19 protein-coding genes are annotated in these 23,504 nt (G+C 38.2%); 1 reads left to right on the forward strand and 18 read right to left on the reverse strand.

Going from position 1 to position 23,504, the window contains the following annotated elements:
* Window positions 1–24 precede the first annotated feature (24 nt).
* From QSG86_RS02415 to QSG86_RS02460, 10 genes are all read right to left on the reverse strand, one after another.
* On the reverse strand, window positions 25–798 hold the full coding sequence (locus QSG86_RS02415) for a tRNA threonylcarbamoyladenosine dehydratase (protein WP_317030043.1): 774 nt from the start codon (window positions 796–798) through the stop codon (window positions 25–27).
* 141 nt (window positions 799–939) lie between these two features.
* Window positions 940–1,764, reverse strand: coding sequence for a TatD family hydrolase (locus tag QSG86_RS02420; protein ID WP_317030044.1), 825 nt, complete (start codon window positions 1,762–1,764; stop codon window positions 940–942).
* A gap of 2 nt (window positions 1,765–1,766) precedes the next feature.
* Entirely contained in the window at window positions 1,767–2,711 is a 945-nt protein-coding gene (locus tag QSG86_RS02425; RefSeq protein WP_317030045.1) for an RsiV family protein, read from the reverse strand.
* Window positions 2,712–2,885: 174 nt separating this feature from the next.
* The gene (locus QSG86_RS02430; RefSeq protein WP_317032643.1) at window positions 2,886–4,478 is read right to left on the reverse strand and encodes a peptide chain release factor 3; all 1,593 of its coding nucleotides are present in this window, start codon (window positions 4,476–4,478) and stop codon (window positions 2,886–2,888) included.
* Window positions 4,479–5,064: 586 nt separating this feature from the next.
* On the reverse strand, window positions 5,065–6,198 hold the full coding sequence (prpC, locus tag QSG86_RS02435) for a 2-methylcitrate synthase (RefSeq protein ID WP_317030046.1): 1,134 nt from the start codon (window positions 6,196–6,198) through the stop codon (window positions 5,065–5,067).
* 4 nt (window positions 6,199–6,202) lie between these two features.
* A complete protein-coding gene (prpB, locus tag QSG86_RS02440) occupies window positions 6,203–7,087 on the reverse strand; it encodes a methylisocitrate lyase (RefSeq protein ID WP_317030047.1) in 885 nt (294 codons plus the stop codon).
* 42 nt (window positions 7,088–7,129) lie between these two features.
* A complete protein-coding gene (locus QSG86_RS02445) occupies window positions 7,130–8,770 on the reverse strand; it encodes a long-chain fatty acid--CoA ligase (RefSeq protein ID WP_317030048.1) in 1,641 nt (546 codons plus the stop codon).
* A gap of 148 nt (window positions 8,771–8,918) precedes the next feature.
* Complete coding sequence (locus tag QSG86_RS02450; RefSeq protein ID WP_317032644.1) at window positions 8,919–9,944, reverse strand: AraC family transcriptional regulator; 1,026 nt, start codon at window positions 9,942–9,944, stop codon at window positions 8,919–8,921.
* A 245-nt stretch (window positions 9,945–10,189) separates the two neighbouring features.
* Window positions 10,190–12,025, reverse strand: a complete 1,836-nt coding sequence (locus tag QSG86_RS02455; protein ID WP_317030049.1) for a DUF1302 domain-containing protein — start codon at window positions 12,023–12,025, stop codon at window positions 10,190–10,192.
* A gap of 113 nt (window positions 12,026–12,138) precedes the next feature.
* Window positions 12,139–12,732, reverse strand: a complete 594-nt coding sequence (locus QSG86_RS02460; RefSeq protein ID WP_317032645.1) for an RBBP9/YdeN family alpha/beta hydrolase — start codon at window positions 12,730–12,732, stop codon at window positions 12,139–12,141.
* A 305-nt stretch (window positions 12,733–13,037) separates the two neighbouring features.
* Between QSG86_RS02460 and QSG86_RS02465 the strand changes: the two genes are divergently transcribed.
* Window positions 13,038–14,060 (forward strand): AraC family transcriptional regulator, encoded by a 1,023-nt coding sequence (locus QSG86_RS02465; RefSeq protein WP_317030050.1) that lies wholly within the window; start codon window positions 13,038–13,040, stop codon window positions 14,058–14,060.
* A 178-nt stretch (window positions 14,061–14,238) separates the two neighbouring features.
* Here QSG86_RS02465 and QSG86_RS02470 read toward each other — a convergent pair whose 3' ends face one another.
* The 8 genes from QSG86_RS02470 to QSG86_RS02505 form a co-directional block, all read right to left on the reverse strand.
* Window positions 14,239–15,255, reverse strand: a complete 1,017-nt coding sequence (locus QSG86_RS02470) for a YeiH family protein (RefSeq protein WP_317032646.1) — start codon at window positions 15,253–15,255, stop codon at window positions 14,239–14,241.
* A 14-nt stretch (window positions 15,256–15,269) separates the two neighbouring features.
* Window positions 15,270–15,593: a Rieske (2Fe-2S) protein gene (locus QSG86_RS02475; protein WP_317030051.1), complete on the reverse strand. Its 324-nt coding sequence runs from the start codon at window positions 15,591–15,593 to the stop codon at window positions 15,270–15,272.
* On the reverse strand, window positions 15,590–16,246 hold the full coding sequence (locus QSG86_RS02480) for a DsbA family protein (RefSeq protein ID WP_317030052.1): 657 nt from the start codon (window positions 16,244–16,246) through the stop codon (window positions 15,590–15,592). Before QSG86_RS02480 ends, QSG86_RS02475 begins: the two co-directional genes overlap by 4 nt.
* Window positions 16,243–17,577 (reverse strand): MFS transporter, encoded by a 1,335-nt coding sequence (locus tag QSG86_RS02485; RefSeq protein ID WP_317030053.1) that lies wholly within the window; start codon window positions 17,575–17,577, stop codon window positions 16,243–16,245. The genes QSG86_RS02480 and QSG86_RS02485 overlap by 4 nt, the downstream gene beginning before the upstream one ends.
* 250 nt (window positions 17,578–17,827) lie before the next feature.
* On the reverse strand, window positions 17,828–18,877 hold the full coding sequence (locus QSG86_RS02490; RefSeq protein ID WP_317030054.1) for a 3-keto-5-aminohexanoate cleavage protein: 1,050 nt from the start codon (window positions 18,875–18,877) through the stop codon (window positions 17,828–17,830).
* A gap of 119 nt (window positions 18,878–18,996) precedes the next feature.
* Window positions 18,997–19,845, reverse strand: a complete 849-nt coding sequence (locus QSG86_RS02495; protein WP_317030055.1) for a TauD/TfdA dioxygenase family protein — start codon at window positions 19,843–19,845, stop codon at window positions 18,997–18,999.
* 30 nt (window positions 19,846–19,875) lie between these two features.
* Entirely contained in the window at window positions 19,876–20,862 is a 987-nt protein-coding gene (locus tag QSG86_RS02500) for a quinone oxidoreductase (RefSeq protein ID WP_317030056.1), read from the reverse strand.
* Between the two features lie 343 nt (window positions 20,863–21,205).
* Window positions 21,206–23,416, reverse strand: coding sequence for a carboxy terminal-processing peptidase (locus QSG86_RS02505; protein ID WP_317030057.1), 2,211 nt, complete (start codon window positions 23,414–23,416; stop codon window positions 21,206–21,208).
* Window positions 23,417–23,504 lie beyond the last annotated feature (88 nt).

Genomic DNA, 23,504 nt, shown 5'->3' on the forward strand with positions numbered 1-23,504 from the left:
TATTAAAACCAGACAAAAATAAAGTTATGCTGGCCTGATACGGATTTGGTCTAGTTTTTTTAATACTTCAGCAACAGCAACCATGGCAAAACTAGAGGTCACGACTACGGCTGAACCATAACCACCACAACGTAAGCCAGCACTTGGACAAACATCCTGATGAGAAAATGGATTATCTATCGAATAAATACACGTGATGCCAAATTTTTCTTTTGGTTTTTTACAAATGCCCTTACTACGTAGCTGAGCACGTAATTTGGCCAACATAGGATCCTGTTCTGTTTTTGATAAATCTGCAACACGGATCTTGAGTGGATCCAGTTTTCCTCCTGCACCACCAGAAACAATTAACGGAATTTTATTAAAACGGCAATGCAGCATGAGTGCCAGTTTGGCTTTTACATCATCAATACAGTCAAGGACTAAATCTGGTGCAGATGCCAACAATAATTTAACGTTCTCAGCAGTCAGATAATCATCGATCAGATTAATCTTTAATCGTGGATTAATTAAACGGCAACGTTCTGCCATAACGGTGATTTTCTCATGTCCTAGCGTTGATGTCATAGCAGGTAATTGCCGGTTAATATTTGAAGCTGCAATCACATCCATATCAACCAATGTCAACTCACCAATCCCTGTACGTGCAAGTGCTTCAACAGCCCAAGAACCGACACCACCAATACCAATCACCATAACATGGCTACGTGTATAATATTGAAAAGCATCTTCTCCATAAATCTTAGCGACACCGGCAAAACGGCGTTCATATTCATCTTGTTGAAGAAGCTCAGTCATGATCACATCTGGTATTAAAAATCTTGTGACCATTTTATCAAATAAAAATTATCGATGGATAGTCATTTACTGGTCGTTCACAACAATATCCACCATACATTACAACACGCTGCTTTAATTGTATGATGATGTGATATTGTGTCAAGGTGGCACTTGTCTTAAGGCCTGCCATGAATTTTGCCATAATTGTGCCGCTAAAATTTCTGGATCTACAGCTAACGCATCTGCAAGCCCTAAGAGTACATAGGGCAAATTGGCTGGTGTATTACGTGTACGCTGCTGATCTGAACGCTGACAACATAGCGGTGTCATATCCGGACAATCCGTTTCTAAAACTATATGCTCCATACCAACAGCTTGAACCACTTGATGTAGCTTTTTTGCATTTGGATTGGTAATTTGCCCTGTTACACCTATTTTAAAACCCAATTTAATCAATGCTTTGGCTTCTTCAACACCACCACTAAACGCATGAGCAATGCCACCAAATTTAAATTGATGCTGTTTAAGTATGGCAATCACATCTGCATGTGATTTACGAATATGTAGCAAAATAGGCTGATTAAACTGTGCTGCCAAATCGATTTGTATAGAAAAAAAATTACATTGTTTTTGAAAAATTGAGTGCTGCCTATATGGCTTTAAAAAAGTATCTAAGCCTATTTCTCCCACTGCAATACAATCATGTTGCGTCAAAAATAGTTCTAAATCATATAAATGCTGTTGTTGATGCTGTTCAATATAAAATGGATGTAAACCAGGCGCTAAATAACTCTGAGGTGCATCGTTTAGTTGAGTTAGCCATTGATGTGTCTGCAATAAATTTTGAAACCGTGATTGTAAAAATCCAACTAAAATTAAATGCTCAACACCGACTGTTTTGGCTGCAATCGCAAGCTGTTCTCGATCATGATCAAAATCGGTTACATCAAAATGCGTATGCGTATCAAAAAGTCGGATAGCCATGATTATTTTATCTCAGATGATGGCACTGTAGAGGCTTCAGCTTCAACAAAATTTTGCGGAAAATATTGTGGCTTTAAAATTCCTTGTAGTGCCTGATATGGAATAATTAAACGAGGTAAACCAGCAACATATGGCCCAATTTGATATTCAGCATATTGTAAAATAAGGCCTTGTGAAGTTAGGTAATAATTATGGCTTAATTCAAACTTCCACATCTGCTCATATTCTTGTGGATCTTGCGCTAATTGCGAATCAACAATCCATGCTTTAAAGGCCTGATATGCTTTTTCTTTTAATGCAGGTAATTGATTCTTCTCAATAATGTCCTTTAATGTCACCAATTTTTTCTGTTTAAGACTAAAATTAAAATATTGCTGTGAAGATGAACCATGTGCACCACCTAAATATTCACTACCATTAAGTACAACGGTGACTAATTCACCATCCGAGCTCAAAATTTTAGGTTTAATCATTATACTGATGGTATGACTAGAATTTAGTGCTTTTAGCTCTTGATCATAGGTGATCATCGCATTACGAAAAGGAATTAATTGTTTTTCAAAACTTTGTTTTGGCGTCATGATGGTTTCTTGCTTTGCATCTGATGCTGCTGCTTCAACAGCAACATTGACATTCGATGCTGATGCCATCTCGCTATCGGGTAATATTTGTTGCAATAATTCAATAATATGTTGATCAATAATCTTATCTATAAAAGGCTGATTACTACTTAAACGTTCAATTGAAATATCAGGGCAGTTACTGCCTTTGCATGGCGGTAAATTTAACTCAAGTTTTTGTGTTTCTCCGATGAGCTGTAAATTTTGTTCTGGTTTTTTGCTTTGTTCTGCTTCTGTTTTTTTTGCATCTTGTTGTGGCTGACAAGCAGTGAACATCATCGCTGAAGCAAGTAAACTGGTGATCAATATTTTTTTATTGGTGAACATTGAATTACCTTTGTTATTTCGATTAGAGCATTAAAAAAGCCAACAGATGCTTTAAATAAAAGCATCTGTTTAAAGATCTGAGCTATTAATATATCGTGTCTGGATATCAATGTGAATGTAAATCAAATGTCTGCTTGTAAACGAGCCAACAAATGATACAGCATTGAATATCGATTAATGCTCACGCGTATTTCTAAAGATAATATCAGGATAACGTTCTTGCATAAGTTGTAAATTAACACGACTTGGCGCTAAATAGGTTAAGTGACCACCACCATCTACAGAAAGCTGATCATGGGCTTTCTTTTTAAATTCGTTAAATTTTTTATCATCCTCACATGATACCCAACGCACGGTATGAATATTTACTGGTTCATAAATACAATCCACTTTATATTCTTCTTTTAAGCGATAGGCCACCACTTCAAATTGTAGTACCCCTACAGCGCCAACGATCAAATCGTTACTATTTTGTGGCATAAAGACCTGAGTTGCACCCTCTTCAGAAAGTTCTTTTAGACCTTTTTGTAGCTGCTTCGATTTTAAAGGATCTTTTAAGCGTACACGACGAAACATTTCTGGTGCAAAATGAGGAATACCCGTAAAACTCAATTTTTCGCCTGAAGTAAAGGTATCACCAATTTGAATCGTGCCATGATTGTGTAGACCAATAATGTCACCTGGCCACGCCTCTTCTAAATGCTGACGATCACCCGCTAAAAATGTTAGCGCATCACTAATACGCACATCCTTATCTAGACGAACATGCTTCATTTTTAAGCCTTTTTCATATTTACCAGAGCAAATACGCATAAATGCGATACGGTCACGATGTTTAGGATCCATATTGGCTTGAATTTTAAATACAAAACCAGTAAAGCCTTCCTCAGTCGCTTGCACTACACGATCTTGGGTTGGATGAGCTTTCGGTGCTGGTGCATAACGACTAAAAGCATCCAATACATGATCAACACCAAAGTTACCCAAAGCCGTACCAAATAAAACTGGGGTTTGACGACCTGCCAGAAATTCTTCAGGATCTAAAGGTTCATTGGCCATTTGTACCAACTCTAAAGACTCTTCAAATGCCGCCCAAGCCAATTCACCTACTTTTTCACGTAAATCAGCATAATCGTATCCATCACGGACTTCGATCTCAGTAATGGTCGAACCAAAACCTGCTTTATAAACATAAAATTTTTCTTCAATTAAATTAAAGACACCTGCAAAATCACGTCCGGTTCCCAAGGGCCAAGTTAAAGGCACACATTTAATTTTAAGCACATTTTCAATTTCATCTAATAATTCTAAAGGCTCACGAATTTCGCGGTCCATTTTATTGACAAACGAAATAATGGGTGTATCACGCATACGACACACATCCATTAATTTAATGGTACGATCCTCCACCCCTTTAGCACCGTCGATAACCATTAAAGCCGAATCGACTGCGGTCAGCGTACGATAAGTATCTTCAGAGAAATCTTCATGCCCTGGCGTATCGAGTAAATTGATCATTTTATCTTTAAATGGAAATTGCATCACCGAGGTGGTAATCGAAATACCACGTTCTTTTTCCATTTCCATCCAGTCTGATGTTGCTGCACGATCTGATTTTCGACTTTTTACCATTCCAGCGACTTGAATGGCTTGACCCCATAACAATAGTTTTTCAGTCATGGTGGTCTTACCCGCATCGGGGTGGGAAATAATTGCAAAGGTTCTACGCGATGCAACTTCTTGAGCTAATTGATTTTTAAACATAATAGGGAATCTTTAGTCAATACACAGCCATCAACACAACTCAAAAATATGTCTTAAACTGGTGAAGTGATAAATTAAAAATTGGCGCAATTGTAGCAGATTTCGCACAATAATCATTAAATCCATTTTGCCCTTTCAACTGCAAGATTAGACAATCAGTGAATCGTATTTAATCCATGTTATTCCTGATGACTATAACTCAAGAGCATAAAAAATCGGCATCATTAACAGGCCAACAATTTAAAGACGATGATGATGCATTAAAATAGTATTAATTATATGGGCTGGGATTGTTGATCGAGGCAACGATAGTATTGATGACATCATCATATACCAATATATATGATCACTTTTCTGATATAAAGCATCATCATTTTCACCATATTGACGGCGATGGTATGGTGAGATTTACATCGTATATGACATCGCATTTAACCGATTAACATGCTCGATAAAATATATTAAATGAAAAATATTGCGCTGTTATTTGCACTGTAGACTAGCATCCATGATCGGATGAATGGTGATAAATCATCGATAGCCTAATATATGTGACATTAGGCTATTAGATGACTTAGATGGCGTTTAGTTAAGCAGCACGCTGGTCAATTGGCACAACTTTACGTAACTCATAGCCAGTATAATCTGCACTTGGACGAATAATACGGTTATCTGCACGTTGCTCCATCACATGCGCCGCCCAGCCTGTAACACGTGACATCACAAAAATCGGGGTAAATAGCTTGGTTGCGATTCCCATAAAATGATAGGCAGAGGCATGGAAAAAGTCGGCATTACAAAATAATTTTTTCTCACGCCACATCACTTCTTCACAGCGAACCGATACTGGATAAAGCGTTGTATCACCCACATCCTGTGCCAAACGCTCTGACCAAATTTTAATGATGCCATTACGGGGATCATTATCTTTATAAATCGCATGACCAAAGCCCATGATCTTTTCCTTACGCTCCAGTTTGGCCAGCATTTCACGCTCAGCTTCTTCTGGTGAGGTCCAGTTTTCAATCATTTCCATTGCAGCCTCGTTAGCACCACCATGCAATGGGCCACGTAATGAACCAATCGCACCGGTAATACATGAATGCATATCTGAAAGTGTGGATGCGCATACACGTGCCGTAAAGGTCGAGGCATTAAACTCATGCTCTGCATACAAAATCAATGAAACATTCATCACTTGTTCATGTAACTGATTTGGTTTTTCACCATGTAATAAATGTAAAAATTGTGCACCTATCGAATCATCATCGGTATTTTCATCGATACGAACACCGTCATGACTATAACGGTACCAATAACAAATGATCGCAGGCAGAGTCGCTAAAATACGGTCTGCTACATGCTGTTGCTCTGCAAAAGATTGCTCGGTTTCCAGATTCCCCAACATCGACACACCTGTACGCATCACATCCATCGGGTGTGAATCAGCAGGAATGCGTTCAAGGACTTCTTTTAATGCCGTTGGCAACTGACGTAAAGACTTTAATTTTGCTTTATATGCATCTAATTGTTGTTGATTTGGTAATTCACCGAAGAAAATTAAATATGCCACTTCTTCAAATTGACAATGTTCTGCAAGATCCTGTACATCATAACCACGGTAGGTTAAACCCGCACCACTCTTGCCCACTGTAGATAATGCTGTTTTGCCTGCGACTTGTCCACGCAATCCTGCGCCAGTCAGTACTTTTCCTTCAGCCATGTGATTATTGCTCCTGCTTAAATAGTTTATCCAAAGTATTTTCAAACGTGTGATAATCTAAAAATTCATACAACTCTTTGCGTGGTTGCATTTTATCGAGTACATGAATTTGTGTGCCGTCCTGACGAATCGCCTGCATGACTTCAAGTGCAGCTTTTTGCATTGCACGTGTTGCAGATAAAGGATAAAGCACCATGGCAATGCCCTGTGCTGCCAGCTCATCTACGCTATAGTATGGTGTATCACCAAATTCAGTCATATTGGCCAATACCGGTACACCCACAGCATCACAAACCGTTTTATACATACTAATATCGGTCATTGCTTCAGCAAAAATGGCATCAGCACCCGCTTCTACACATGCACATGCACGATCAATCACGGCTTGTAGCCCTTGCTGTTGTAGTGCATCTGTACGTGCCATAACCACAAAATTTGCATCGGTTTTAGCATCAACAGCGGCTTTGATACGATCAACCATTTCCTGTTGTGAAACAATTTCCTTATTGGGACGATGACCACAGCGTTTTTGTGCCACCTGATCTTCAATATGAACCGCAGCAGCTCCTGCTGCAATCATTTGCTTTACACTACGTGCAATATTAAAAGCACCACCCCAACCAGTATCAATATCCACCAGCAATGGAGTATCAACACGTTCGGTAATACGACGAACATCTTCAAGTACATTGTCCAGACTGGTCATTCCTAAATCAGGAAGGCCATAAGAATAATTGGCAACACCTGCACCAGAAATATAAATTGCGTTATAGCCCACTTGTTTGGCCATCATCGCAGCATAAGCATTCACCGTACCGATAATTTGTAATGGCTTTTCAATTTCAAGTGCCTGTCTAAATCTTAAACCTGCTGAGCTTTGTACTGTCATATTCATTTCCTTGAATGCATATTGAGATGACGAAAAATAAATTTAATATTGACGTTGTTCTGTCAACAAAACTGAACCATAAGTTTCTCTTAAATCTTTCTTTAATATTTTCCCTGTACCACCCAATGGAATGGTCTCCACAAAAATAACTTTGTCAGGAATTTGCCATTTGGCAATTTTATCAGTGTAATAGTTCAGTACATCTTGTTCAGATAACAAACTTTCCGCTGTTTTTTTAACAATTAAAACTGGGCGCTCATCCCATTTAGGATGGTTGGCAGCAATGACGGCAACCAAATCAATTTCCGGATGGGCAATGGCAATATTCTCTAGTGCTACCGATGAAATCCACTCGCCTCCCGATTTAATTAAATCTTTAGAACGATCATTAATAGTCATATAACCATCTGTATCTAAAGTCGCAATATCACCGGTATCAAACCAGCCATCTGTGGTTAAGACATCTTGAGTTTGATTAAAATAAGACTCGACAATCCAATGCCCTTTAATCTGTAAATGCCCTGCTGAACGACCATCACGCAATGTCTCTACGACACCATGCTCTTGTTCACAAATACGCAATTGCACACCAAAAGGTGGGCGACCTTGAGCAAAACGTAATTGAAATTGCTGCTCTGGACTGGACTGTAAGTGCTTTGATTTTAATTGATTCACTGCACCTAATGGACTGGTCTCTGTCATGCCCCAAGCATGAATCGTTTCACACTGAAAATCATCTTTAAACGCTTTCATCATAGAAGGTGGGCATGCTGAACCACCAACCACATTATATTTTAGACTACTCAACTTGCTGCCAACTTGATAAGCTGCTGTGAGTAATCCTTGCCAAATGGTGGGTACACCTAAAGCAGTCGTCACCTGATAACGATCAATTAAGTCAACCAGACTCATACCATCTAACATGGGTCCAGGTAAAACTAAACGACAACCCACCAATGCTGCAGAATACGGTGTTCCCCATGCATTGACATGAAACATCGGGACAACAGGCAATATGCAATCTTTGGCTGAAAAATTAAAACTATCTGGCAGACTTGTTGCATAACTGTGTAATACCGTAGAACGATGGCTATATAGCACCCCTTTAGGATGCCCTGTAGTACCGGAGGTATAACATAATGAACTGGCCTGTGTTTCATCTAGATCTGGCCAGATAAATACAGCACTGTGCTGTGCAATTAAATCATCGTAAAATAAAACTTCTGGTAATGCTGTGGCAATGCTTTCATCATATCCATCCAGACAAATCAAATACTCAACACTTGGAATTTGTTCTTTAATTGCCAGAATTAGCGTAATAAAGCTTTTATCAAAAATAATCACTTTATCTTTAGCATCATCAACAATATATGCCAGTTGTTCTGGGAATAGACGTGGATTAATGGTGTGACAAACCAATCCACTGCCTGAAATGCCATACCATGTTTCTAAATGACGATGATTATTCCATGCGATTGTTGCTACACGATCATGCATGTTTAAACCTAAAGCTGCCAATACATTGGCAAACCGTTTGGCATTTCTGGCAATGCTACCCCAATTGCTATGACACATTGTGCCATCTGTATTTTTTGAGATAATGGCTGTATCGCTATGATATGTAGATGCATGTTCAATTAAGCTACTGATTAGCAGTGGCTGAAACATCATATTTCCTGTCATGTTCAACATCCTTATTGATCCTATTCAAGACCTTTATATTTCTCTATCCATAAAAATATGGGGTATATATTGATTTTTAAATTACCGATTTTTTCGATATCCTTTTTGTCATTTGATTGATTTTTTTTGTCATTTCGTCACAGTTTGATTAATAAATTAAATTGATTTTACGCCAACGTCCCGGCGTGACACCAAACCATCGCTTAAAAGCTCGGGTAAAGTTGGCTTGATTTTCATAACCGACTTGACTTGCAATATCAATAATCATGAATTCCTTTTTTTTCAAAAGCTTAACTGCTAAATTTTTTCGTGTATATTCTAATAAATTTTCAAAAGTGGTTTGATACTGATTTAAATAACGATACAAAGTAAAACGATGCATTGAAAAATATTCTGCGACGCGCTCCATACTACACTGGCCTTGTGGTAATAAGGCTTCAATAATTTTACAAATCTGCCCCATCAGATCAATTTGATCATTCTCTTGTAGACTGCTCAAATGTTGACGCAAAAATTGATCTAAGGGTTGATCATGACCAATTCGTTTTTGATCTAACTGAATTTTCGGAAATAAAATTTCATGTTGCGCTTGACCAAACCAGACTGGACAACCAAAAAATTTCTCATAAATCAATGCATTTTTAGGTTTTGTATACGCAATACGAACTAAGCTAGGTCGCCATGTAGTTCCCATCAATAAACTCATAATAGAAGCCATGGCAGCCAAATATGCTGTTTGATACTGGTCCTTTGCAGGAATATCTTCATCAATCTGCATACAAATTCGAGCATATCCTTGCTCTTCTTTTAAATCGAGCTTTTGTCCTCGATACCACATTGTTCCATATTGAAATAAACTTTCCAGTGCATCGCGTATGGTGGCGGCATTTAACACTAAAAAGCGTAACGGTCCAATATTGGCAAGCTGTGCTTTTTGGCCAATCATAAGTCCTAAATGATCGCAGCCAGTAAGCTGTTGTACCACATCAAAGATCTGGCCTTGTATTTGTAAGGAAATAGGGAATAAATTATTATTTAAATCATTTAACTGAATAGCAAACCGATCAAAAATTTTTTGGGCATCGTAATGTTGCTCCTCTAAATAATCGACCAGCAAATTCAAAATACCAATTGGATTTGACTGTTGTTGTATTCGGCTATCCATCACCAACATATTCACCTCGAATCTCTCATATCACTTAAGGATGATGATTTATTTGTAATGGTCTACTCTGATTCATAATTTAAATAGACTTCCATAGTAAAAGGTTTTAATGAAGAGTAAACCCATAATTCTGTACTCTTGGTTTCTCAAATTTAGACTTATGTCGCAGTGAAAATTAAGCAAAAAACAGGCAGTCCCCCCCTTAGCGCCTGCTTTATTTAGCCAATATTTACATAACAAATAATGGTATTTATTTAAAAATTGGCTTTAAACGTCAAAGAAACAAAATCACGATCATCTAAAAGACTAAAAGTATTGTGGCCAAAGAAATTGGTATAGCCCAGTTCTGCTGTATATTTTTTATCATAAGTCATTGCTAATGAAGCAGTCACACCCATTTGTCCTTTTTGAAAGTTTTGACTATAACCATAAAGGTCATGGCGAAATAAAAGACTCGGACTCAAGACTGTTTTGGCCAGAATATCCTGATACAGCAAAGTAGCACGTAAACGATAACCAGCGGACCACGGAGTAAAAGTGCCATCTCGATTACAGAAACGTGAATTAAGTTGGTCAATTTCATCTTGAGATAAATGTGCAGTACCATTTGGGATACATTGATTGGCTCTGGTCACGGGGTCATATGCACCAGAACTCAGTTCAGTACGTCCAAAAGCCCCAATACGACCAAAACGATGATTGCCAATATGAGCAATATGATTTAAGCCAAATTCTGCTACCCATTGCAAACGCTGAGCAGCCAAAATATCGTTAAGACTATCACTGATACCAATTGAAAACTGTGTCACTGGTAAACGCACATACCCTTGTAAATACTCATTTAATTCTGCTGCAACTCCTGGAGGTTTCAAGGGACTGTTTTTATCTAAGACTTGTGCATAAACAATATCTGTGCCATTTAATTGTAAAGGTTGATTGGGTTTATGACTTAGTTCGGTAAAAATATGCTTGGTGGCTATTTTGCGACTTAGACTTAAACCATACATTTTAATATTTTCAGGATAAATTGAAAAATACGTTGCAGTTTGAAAATGAGCTGGACCTGGTGTTTGTACTGCAATACCATCAAAGTGTGCATTACGGCTATGATAATTGGCAAAGTAAAGTCCAATTTCAGTATCAGGCCATAAGGGCAGATTATGTTTTAACGAAAAACCATATTGTCCACTATTTTTGGCATACTGACTCTCTGTACGTGGAATAAACGTCTGATTTTTTAAGGCTGAATCACTGAGTTTATCCCCTGGTAAAATGGTCAGAATAATAGGGCCACAGTTCTCCGGTACAAAATCTGAAATTGCAAAAAATGTCCCGCAGCCATCCACGACGGAAGGTCTAAATTTAAATTGATAGAATCCTTCAAAGGTTAAATTTTCGGTTAATTTACTAGAAAAAGAAAACATTTCTACAGGAATAATACGCTCTTTAGGATCTCCTCCAGGACGATTAATTCCTGCAAAATCAAAAGAACTCACTGAATTTAGACCATTTTGGAAAAATAAGGATTTACCCCAATTTAAGGTATGTTTACCAAACGTTAAATGCGTTATATTGCCTTCAAATATAGGGATATCTTGCCAAAGATATGCATCCCATAAATCAATACCTTTAAATTTAGCCAGTTTTGGCCAATATCTATCATTAAATGCTGTTAAATCACCTTCACCTGTTTCATATGCATGGTCATACCAATATTTTACACTCAGCACCGCACCTTGTTGTTGACCATTTAAACGTAGTTCAGAGTATCCTTTAAATACTTGTGAAATCACATCATGACGATTAAAATTGACTCGTCCATCATCGCCATTGACATCGATACTACTTCCTATTTTATCGATCGAATAAGCATCAGGTCGATAGACCAATAAACTTGATGCATCTGCTGTACTCCAATTTACCCCTAAACTGAAACTGTTATTCGATTCTAAAGACCAATCTGAATTAAGTTGATATTTTTTTGCGATTGATGCTGAAGTACTGCTCATGGCACATGAAAACAGTGTAATGACTTGAATATACAAAACCAATTGCTGTTTTCTATTCAAAAATAGCGTATTATTTTCCATATCTTCTTCCTGTCGATATGATTAAATTATAATTAATACAATGTCTTAAGATTACTACTTCTCATATTGTGCTTAAAACAAAGGTGGTCCATTCCCTTCAATCTATCCAACGATCACGCTCGACTATCGTGGCTATTTACAGCTTGATCTAATTGTAAAATCAGTTTTTCAGCGAGAGGCCAATTGCCGAAACCTGCTGCTGGATTTAAATGTTGCACTGCACCAGCATCGAATACTGTACTGCCCCAATTGTTTGCCATAGCCGTCACCGCATTAAAATGAGCAAGCTCATCATTACGACTTGCCACAACGATACTTGGAAAGGCTAATGTTTGCGTTGGAAGTGGACTCCAACCCTGTTGCTGTAATTGTGCAGTACTTGGATAATGACTTGGCCAGCTTTGATTCAGGTCAGGAGGCGTCACCAATAAAGCACCAACAATATGATGTTGATACTGTGCCGCCCAATGTATGGTCATCAGTACCCCTGCACTATGTGCAACTAAAGTAACTGGACCAGAAATTTTTTCGAGTTGCTGTTGGATTCGTTGAATACGATGAATACAACTCAATTTATTCACTTCAGTCGGTGCGACCGTATAAACTTTATGGAGACGTGAAGCCAATAAGGTTTGCCAATGATCTTCAACATGATCACGTAAACCAGGAATAATCAGAACTGTGGCATTGGTATATATTTTTTCCATCACTGCATACCTGAAGCTAAATGCTTGCTCAATCGTTAATGACATATTTCATTTCCACAATAGAGATTCACTTCAATCAGGATTTGACTTAACACGACATTTTTTTTTCATTTAGTGACAAAAGTAAAACAAGGTGATTTTTGATATATTCATATTTTTTATATAAAAATTTTCTTATACATCACAATTTTAAGTCTATAAATTAACCTTCATATGATTAATAGACTTTTCGCTTCTCATGATTTTAGCTATAACTATGTACAAATCAGGATGGTTTAAAAAATAAGATCAATAAGGAGGATGGCATGGTTCCACTTGCCCACACCGCTGTGCTCAAAAACTACATTGATATTAGTCAACAATTTAATATCAATCCCTATCATTTATTATCTGATATTGGCCTTTATCCCGCACAACTAAACGACAGTAAGCAACGTATTTCAGTCGATAAAGCAATTTTATTATTAGAACAATCTGCCTTGAATAGCCAATGTGATGTATTTGGTTTATTGATGGCTGAACAACGTCAACTTGCTGATTTTGGTGAACTAAGTTTACTACTTAGTTATCAGCATACTTTACGAGATGCCTTATATACACTCATTCGTTATCGTAATATGATTAATAATGCTTTAGAAATGTATATTGAGGAAATTGATAATACTGTCATTATTCGCTTGGAAATTGTAGCAGATTCATCCAGCTATAGTCGTCAGGCTATCGAATTAGGTATTGGTATTATGCATCGTTTTTGCGCCACCGTATTGGCACAAAAATGGCGTCCTCTCGCTATTCATTTTACCCATGAGGCCGCCAAGGATTTAACTGTACATCAACGTATGTTCGGCTGTGCGCTAAAGTTTAATAGTGAATTTAATGGTATTGTATGTACAACAGCAGAGCTGAATAAATCAAATCCTCAAGCCGATTTGGCTATGGCAAATCATGCACAGCGATGCTTAGATATCGATTTATTACATAATCAACTGGAATCCTCATTATTATTTGAAATTCGTAAAAGCATTTATCTATTATTACCGATGGGACGTGCCACGATTGAGCAAGTTGCAATCACGCATGGTTTACATGTACGGACATTACAACGTCGTTTAGAAGTCATGCATACCAGTTTTAGTCACTTAATCAATGATGTCCGTCGCCATTTAGTTTTTCGCTATTTAAAAAATCCTGATTATGCTTTAGGGCAAGTATCAGATATTTTAGGCTATGCAACGCCAAGCTCGTTTACACGCTGGTTTATCAATCAATTTGGCTTATCTCCAACTGCATGGCGTATACAACATTATGCAGATTTAGCAACAGTATAAGTTTATCTCATCGTAATTCCTGCTACTGGATATGCATGATTAAATCTTGCATATTTTACGCAGTGCATCTATCCAGTCAGGACATTAAGATGGAGCTTATATGATAAGTATCATATTTTATATCGCGTAATACATCATGGGAATTTTGTTTGATCTATTAAGTGAGCTCAATCAATGATTAAAATAACCAATATAAAACCATAAGCACGAAAAGAATCAAAAAAATACTTTCGCCAATCATCAATAGAATCGGCTTGATCCCTACAGTCGCTAATTCTTTTAATTGAGTTTTCATTCCCAAGGCACTGATCGCCACCACCAAACACCAGCGTGAAAGCTCACTTAAATGACTTTGTATCAGCACCGGTACCCAACCAGTACTATTAATACATGCTAAGACTAAAAATCCAACTGCAAACCATGGTAATAATGGCGGACGATTTACCGTTCCAATCGTTTCAACACCTTGTAAACGTGTAATCATGGCTGCACAAATAATGACAGGCAATAACATTGCCACACGCATTAACTTGACGACGGTTGCAATATCACCTGTTTCAGGAGACATACTGTATCCAGCACCAACCACTTGTGCGACATCATGAATAGTGGCACCTAAAAAAATACCAGCATGAACAGGCGATAATGCTAACCAATCTGCAATCATTGGATAAACAATCATTGCCACCGTAGATAAGGTAGAAACGCCTATAACAGTAAATAAAGTTGCCTTTTCTTTTTGCGGATGATTTGGCAAGGCTGCCGATAATGCTAACGCAGCAGATGCACCACAAATTGCAGTTGCCCCCCCAGTTAACATACCAAATAAGCGTTGAAATCCAATCATTTTTGCAACAATCATCGAGGTACTAATGGTCATGACAATTAAAAGCAGTACCAAAACAAAAGGTTTCCAACCTAAAGCTGTCATCTGTTCTAAGGTAATACGCATCCCCAATAAAGCAATACCCAGACGCATAATACTACGTGCAGTAAACTCAATACCTGCTTTACATTGACCCTCTACTGCTAAAAAGCTTAAGGCCATACCCAATAATAAAGCCAATAACATCACAGGAACATCATAATGTTCAGCCAAAAAGGTTGCTGCAACAGCAACCACAATACTAACGAAAATACCAGGCGTTAATTCACTGATTTTATGTCGTAAAGCATTTATCCGATCCTTTTGCATTTGAGCTAAATGCTTCATACGACATCCTCAGCATCCAAGACAATAACGATTTGCTCACCTTGTTGTATTACTGGATATGTTTTCAATTTACATTGGCTAGACTTCAACATATATCCTGTCTTTAAATCAAAATTTAAACCATGTGCAGGGCATTGCAGGATATGCTCTTTCAATCTGGCACAATATAAAGAAGCACCCTGATGTGGACAGCGATCATCTATTGCAAAGAACTGATGGTTGACATTGAACAGGACGAGAGACTGTCCAGCAATGATTAAAAAATGACGTTTTCCTGGTGTAGGAATTTTTTCTTTTGGTATGGTAAATTTATCACTCATTTTTCCATTCCTTGATATTGATGCCCTAATGCACTCAGTATGGTTTGATATATAACCTTTGCTGGTTGTGCACCATAGAGAAACTCAGCACCATCATTAAAAATAAAATAAGGGACACCTTGACTGGATATATTCTTTTCAAAGCGATTGTTTTTTATAGACTGAGCTAAAAACTCGATATCTTGATAGCCACAATCAAGCGCTATTTTCTGTAAAACTGTGCTATCACTAATATCTGCTCCATGTTGAAAATAGGCAGAAAAAATTCCCTCTAATAATTGCTCATGCTGCTCCATATTGCCTAGCTTGCTACAAGCATTAAAAAATTGATGGATTATCGCGGTATTGGGCATACGTGAAATATGCTCATAATTTAATTTGATGTGTACTGTTTCAGCGATTTGGCATACTTGCTGTTGGCGTTGTTTTAATGCAGTTAAATCAGGAAATCGATTTAAATAAAAACTATAAAAATCCATGCCCTCAGGTGCTAGCTCTGCTAATAATTGTACGCCTTGCCACTGAATATAGAGCTGTATCTTTGGATGACGTTGTTGTAACTGCTGAATTGCACGCATTAATTGACGCTTTGCAATCCAACACCATGGGCAGATAAAATCAAAAAATATTTTAATATGAACTTGATGATTCATACATTTTCACCTGAGTTTAATGTATGTGGCTGTTGTTGATCAGATAACTGCTGATTAAAACGTTTTACATCATGTACATAGTGCCGTTTAGCATAGAAAAAAATGGCTGCTGCAAAGATGCTGACCAGTGGTACAAATTGAAAAGCTTGATGTAAACCAATGACATCAGAAACCTTACCAACCACCAAAGGTCCTAAAGCAAGACCCAATAAATTATTGGCTAAGGTTAAGGTTGCAAATGCAGTACTATGTACCGTGTTATGGGTTAAATTTGCCACCATGGCACTCGATGGCCCATTAGTTCCAATGGCAATAAACATTCCCAATGCAATAACCATAAGTTGTGCGAAACCCACAGGCATAGCAAATGCAATCAATAAAATGACACAACCCAGTAGACAGTAGATAATGGCTAAAGTAACTTTACGCTCTGGACAATTTCGACCTAAACGATCACATAACATGCCACATAAAATAGTTCCCACTGCACTGGTTAAAATAATCATCGCAGCAACTATACCGGCCTGATCCGTATTCATGGCATAAAAACGGTTTAAATAACTAGGAAGCCAAACAATAATTGTACCGCCTACAAAAAGTTGCAAGCCACTGGCAAAATAGGTTGCAACTACAGATTTACTTGAATAAATACTTCTTAATGCGCTGGCTGTTGCTGACTGTTTTACATTAACTTTAATAACTTTTGCTTGAGAACCAATTTTTCTTTCTTTGACAATCATGGGATACAGGAGCGCTAAGATCAAACCAAAAATAGCCATGCCAGCAAATGCCCAACGCCAACCAAAATACTCGGCCAACACGCCACCAAGTGCCATCCCCAAAAAAGAACCAAAAATACCACCTGCCATAAAAGCACTGGCCAAAGTTGCACGCATATGTCGTGGAAAAACCGCAACTACCACAGCAATTCCTACGCTACCATATGCAGCTTCACCAACACCAACCAGAAAACGGGCCAGCAACATGTGTCCATAGCTTTGTGCAAGTGCACACCCCAAAGTCGCTAAACTCCAGAGCACTGCCATCAACGTTAAACTTTTAATTTTGCCAAAACGGTCTGCTAAAATAGATAAAGGTAACGTGAGTAAACCCACCATTAAAGCCACAATACCACTGAGTAAACCCAACTGAGCATCGCTTAAAAACCATTCATTTTTAATTAAGGGGAAAACCGCATTTAATACCTGACGTGACATATAATCTGATATTAATAAACCGAATGTTAAGGCAAACACAATCCAAGCATAACGGCGTGGAATACCGATAGATGTGTCTATACCTGCTGTAACAGAATACTGCTGAGTACCCATACCACCTCCGTGTACAATTCATTATTATTTTATTTTGATCATGCAGATTGATTGATCAGTCATCAGGGATTGCGATACTGTATATTTTGAGAGAATAAGCGACTGAAAAGATGAAGTTATTCACCCATCAGTCCCCAATAGAAAATATCGCAGCGTCGCAAAGAATTAGCCTGTGTATCACCATGTCATTGTTTACATGATTAGGCCATGATGCCTGTCAAAGTTCCTTTTAACTTGGCCAACACGCCTATTAACGTTGCGGTACGCCTTTTTGACCGACTTTACGATTAGGTGCCATACCATTGGCCAATAAGGTAGCGTCAATGCTATCGTACTGCACACCAATTCGATAAATTTTACGTGCCTCTTGCCCATTCGCGACTTCACGTCCTAATTCATGTGCAATACGAACAGTTTGGCGAATTTGTTCTACTGATGAAAAACGTCTGCCTTGATGATCAATAATCGTATCTTCATTTCCTACACGAGCATGTAAGCCCATTGCCATCGCAATCGTATTCAAAGGTAAGACATTTTTTAATAATGATTCTGAAGTTAGAGTACAACCATCAGGTACACGGTGCACAAAATTAAAAAAGTTAAATGGATTTGGCCCATCAAAACCACCACCAATACCAATCCAAGTCAAATTTAATGGACCTCGATATAAACCTTTACGTACCATTCTCTCTAAGGTTTCCAGACCATGTATACCCGTTAATTGAAAGTGAGGTTGAATACCATTTTGCATCAAACGTTTTAAATGTTCAGTTAACCATTCAGGGCCAGCAGGCACAGTCATCTCTGCATAAGCTGCTTGAATTTCTGGATGTGCCAATGAGGTTCCTTGTAAATATTCTGGATATAACAACTCCATGATATTCATTTGTGTAGTATTGACCGCAACAGTGACTTGATCTGGTTTTGGTTCTAATTCTGCTAACTTATGTCGAGTATCATCACTTAACCATAAAGCAGCTTCTCCCTCACTTTCAGGGGCAAATGAAATAGATCCACCCACCTGGATAATCATGTCTGGGACAGCAGCACGGACTCCAGCAATTAACTCATTAAATTTAGAAAGACGCTTAGAGCCTTTGCCATCTAATTCACGTACATGTAAATGTAAAACAGAAGCACCAGCTTCATAACAGTCCACTGCTTTTTGAATCTGTTCTTCCATGGTGACGGGAATATCTTCTGGAAAATCTTCAGGCATCCATTCGGGACCATAAGGTGCAACCGTAATCACTACTTTATCCATATTTTCTGGGTGCAAAGAATCATCAAAGAATTGCATATGCATCTCCTATGCTTTGTTATAATTCATAAAAAAATAAGTATTTCAATTCATAATCATCAAGGTGCTATTGTGCCTTGTACGATATAAATGGCATTGTGGATGAATAAAAGAGCTGCTTAATATGTTGCACTACCAATAATGCCTGCACGTTCCATTTTGCGATGACAGGCTGGATAGTCCATGACTGCATAATGTTGTGTACTGCGATTATCCCAAATGGCAATGCTATTCGGCTTCCAGCGCCAACGAACTTGATATTCAGGAATATAAGCTTGAGTAATCAAATAGCGTAATAATTCCGATGCACCAGGATTGGCATCCTGTCCAAAACGAACATTATCTTTGGTATGGAAATTACTAAAGTGTGTGGTAAATGCATTTACATATAATATTTTCTCACCTGTTTCAGGATGAGTACGTACTACAGGATGCTCTGCATCTGGAAATTGCGCTTTTAATGCCAAACGTTTTTCAATCGGCATCGTGGCACCAAAACTTGCTTCAATACTATGATAAGCACGTAATCCAGCAATTTGATCTTTAATATGTTGCGGCAAATTTTCATAAGCCAACACCATATTACTCCACATCGTATCACCACCGACTGGAGGACATTCAATACAACGTAACACACAACCTAATGGCGGTATTTTTCGCCAACTGGCATCGCTATGCCATGCATTTTCGTAACGATCAACTGGACTATCGGGACTTTTATAAATTTGTACCAACCCGCTATGTTCGGGATGACTTCCTACAGCCGGATGATCTTCTAAGGTGCCAAAACGTTCAGCAAATGCAACATGTTGTGCACGACTAATCTGTTGATCACGTAAAAATAAAACCCGATATTGCAAAAGATACTGACGTATTTCGGCAAACAAATCATCGTCAGCAATTGCATCTGCGAGATTAATATCACTTAATTCTGCGCCAATATGACAACTTAATGGTTCAACTTGCATAAGAAATCCTTTCAAATTACAAATTTTTATTTAGATCACAAAAATCGATGATCCCGTGGTTTTACGAGTTTCCAAATCATGATGTGCCTGCACAGCATCCTGTAATTGATAGCGCTGATGAATTTCAATCTTGATGCGACCATGTCGAACATGATCAAATAATTCATTAATGAGTTGTTGTTTTTCAACGGGGTCAGCAATATAGTCAGCCAAAGCAGGACGAGTCAAATATAACGAACCTTTCATGGCCAACATCACGGGATTAAACTCAGGAATTGGACCCGATGCTGTACCTAAACACACCATTAATCCACGTCGCTGCAATGAATCTAAAGAAGAGATAAAGGTATTTTTACCGACACTATCAAATACAACATTGACCCCAACACCTCCCGTCAACTCACGTACACGTAATGCAACATCTTCATCACTATAATTAATGACATGATCACAACCATGTGCACGTGCAACCGCTGCTTTTTCAGCTGAAGATGTAGTACCAATAACATTGAGTCCGAGTAGCTTTGCCCATTGCGAAACAATCAAACCCACACCACCCGCTGCGGCATGTAATAAAATCGTATCACCAGCTTTAAAATCATAAATACGACGCATGAGATATGCCGCAGTTAAACCACGCATGGTCATTGCCGCAGCCACTTCACAGGAAATTTCATCAGGTAATTTGATCAATACATTGGCATCAATGAGTCGTGCTGTACTGTATGCCCCCAAAGTATCTAAAAAACCGGTATAGGTCACTCGATCACCGATCTTTACATGCTCTACGCCCTCACCTACCGCCTCGACAATCCCAGCTGCTTCAGTTCCAATACCATTTGGATAAGTAATTGGGTAAGTACCATTGCGAAAATAAGTATCTGCATAATTTAAACCGACAGCGACATGACGTAAACGCACTTGTCCGACACCTGGTTCACCAACATAAATTTCTTCATACTGCATCACTTCTGGTTTACCAGTTTGGTAAAATTTTATTGCTTGATTGGTCTGCATTGTTTTCTATCCCTATCATTAGATTCAATATCCATCAGCACTTATACAAAACTACACCAATCAGGAAATGAGTCACTTTTCTTAAAGTGACACCTATTTATCTTTATATGACAAAGAAATAGGCTGCTATAAAACTTAACAAGATTAAATTCTAATTCTCTTAAAAAAATAGGCCGATGCAAGAATAATGGTTACTAACCATCTTCTTACATCAGCCTATATACACTGTGTAATATCGTCAGTTTACTCAATGCCTATATTTCGGATCAGTGTAAACCTTATCTGTATCAGATCCTTATGATTACAATATCTCCAATATCAATCACTGTATCAAATAAGTCATTCAATTTTTAGGTGTTACATGTGTCGATTTATCTTTTTGTAATTGAGCATAGTCAAATAAAACATTAGCAGCTTCTGTAACAAAGGTCTCCTCTTCAGGCAGTGCTGGACGCTGTGATGCTTTCATTTTAGCTCTAGATTCAGCGAGGGCATCTAAAGAGGCTTGATAACTTTCCCAATTGGCATAAGGTGCTAGACCTGTCGCTTGACGACGTAAATTCTCGGCATCTAATGTTTTTTGTTCCAAGGCCTTCAGTTCAGCTTTACGTTGAGTGATATCCAAGACCGTGGTTTTTTTCGCTTCAGCTTCCTTCATAATATCAGTACGTTTTTGCAGATATTTAAACTGTGGATCGTTGCTCACACGTTGCTGAGATTGTGCATTGAGTTTAGGCAGATAAGGTTGAATGACACCTTCTCGCTTAAAAGGTGCTGTTGGAATAGTATCCCATTTTAAAGCATTTTTTGACTTACGCTCACCAAAGCTCTCATTATAGATATCGACTAACTTAATATCGGGTACAACACCTTTATTTTGCGTACTGCCACCGGTAATACGATAAAATTTACGCTGGGTAAGCGTTGCTTGACCATGCGCCAAGTTATCGAGTTGAACTTGCGCAGTACCTTTACCCGTGGTTGTACTCCCAATCACAATACCGCGTTCATAATCTTGAATTGCTGCGGAGTAAATTTCACTGGCAGAGGCCGAAGCTAAATTAACCAATACCGCTAATGGTCCTGCATAGGTTTGATTATTATCATTATTATCTTCAAATACAGTGACATTACCATTACCATCTCGAATCTGTACAACAGGTCCAGATTTGATCACCTGTCCGATCATTTTGGATACTTCTTCCAATGAGCCACCAGGATTGTTGCGCAAATCAATGATAATGCCATCAACATGTTCTGCAGATAACTGTTTTAATGCATTATTCGTATCTTCAGCTACCGAACGATATTCAGTACCTTCTCGACGCGCACGATAATTTAAGTAAAACGATGGTATTTCAATCACACCATACTTATAGGTATGACCATTACGCTGAATATCAACTGTACGTGAACGTACGCCAGCATCTTCTTCTTGAATAATGTCACGTGTTAAGGTTACATTGCGTGCCTGACTCATCGGTGCACCCGCACCCAATAACCGTAAAGTCACTTTAGTGCCTCGTTTACCACGAATCAAACCCACGATTTCATTACTGGACCAGCCAATAACATCCACCATTTTATCGCCATCTTGTGCAACCCCAATAATGCGATCACCAGATTTAATCATACCTGATTTACTGGCTGGCCCACCCTCTACAATCGTTTCAATTTTGGTGTAATCTTCATTACCACGTTCTGGACGAATCGATACCCCAATACCTTCTAACTGTAAGGTCGTTTGGCGATTCAGTTCCATTGCATCTACAGGCGGAAAATAGTTACTGTGTGGATCATAGGTTAATGTCATCGCATTCAGTATTTTATCTAACACATCATCGCTTTTTAGACGATTAATACGTTCCAATTGTCGCATATAGCGCTTGGTCAGTGTTTGTACTGGTGTTAAATCTTCTGGTCCTGCTAAATTTTGCCCATTAGCAAGTGATGGATTATCTTTTAATGCCTGCTGCTTGGCCTGTTCTTCTTCTTTGTTAATTGTTAGGTTGATTAATTGAGAAACCAGCATTTTATTCCAGTACGCATGCTGTTCAGCCTCTGTCGTAAAATAAGGGGCTTTTTCTCGATCTGTTTGAATCGTCACATTAGGCTGATTTAAGTTTTGTGGTTTTTTTAATTCTGCCAACATATATTCATAAAACTGTTTTAAACGCTTACGATATTGCTCATGAATCTGATAGGGTGCCGATAAGTTACCCGCTTTTAATGCAGCACCCAAGGTTGAACCATACTGTTTTTGATAATTTGCGACTTCTGGTGCAAGGAATAACGTATGTTCAGGATCTAAACTATCTAGATAAAAATCTAGAATACGCTTTGAGGTATCGGCATCTAGACGCTGATTTAAATAATGTTGTCGATCAACTAAAGTTGCCAATTGACGTGAAACAAGAGCTTGTTCTTGTGTTGGAATAATAGTCTTATTTTCTGCGACTATATCAGTGGCGGCAATAGCCTCATTAATTGCATGAGTAAAAAATAAGCCACCCGTAGCAATTGCAACAGCGCAAGCGATTGTTTGAAGTTTCATAGATAATTCTGTATTCCTTGGTATTTGACCAATTTTCATGTTGTTATTTGCAATGAATGATAACATTTTCAAAGCGAAAACAACCGCA

This window comes from Acinetobacter sp. SAAs474, from assembly GCF_032823475.1.
Taxonomy (GTDB): Bacteria; Pseudomonadota; Gammaproteobacteria; order Pseudomonadales; family Moraxellaceae; genus Acinetobacter.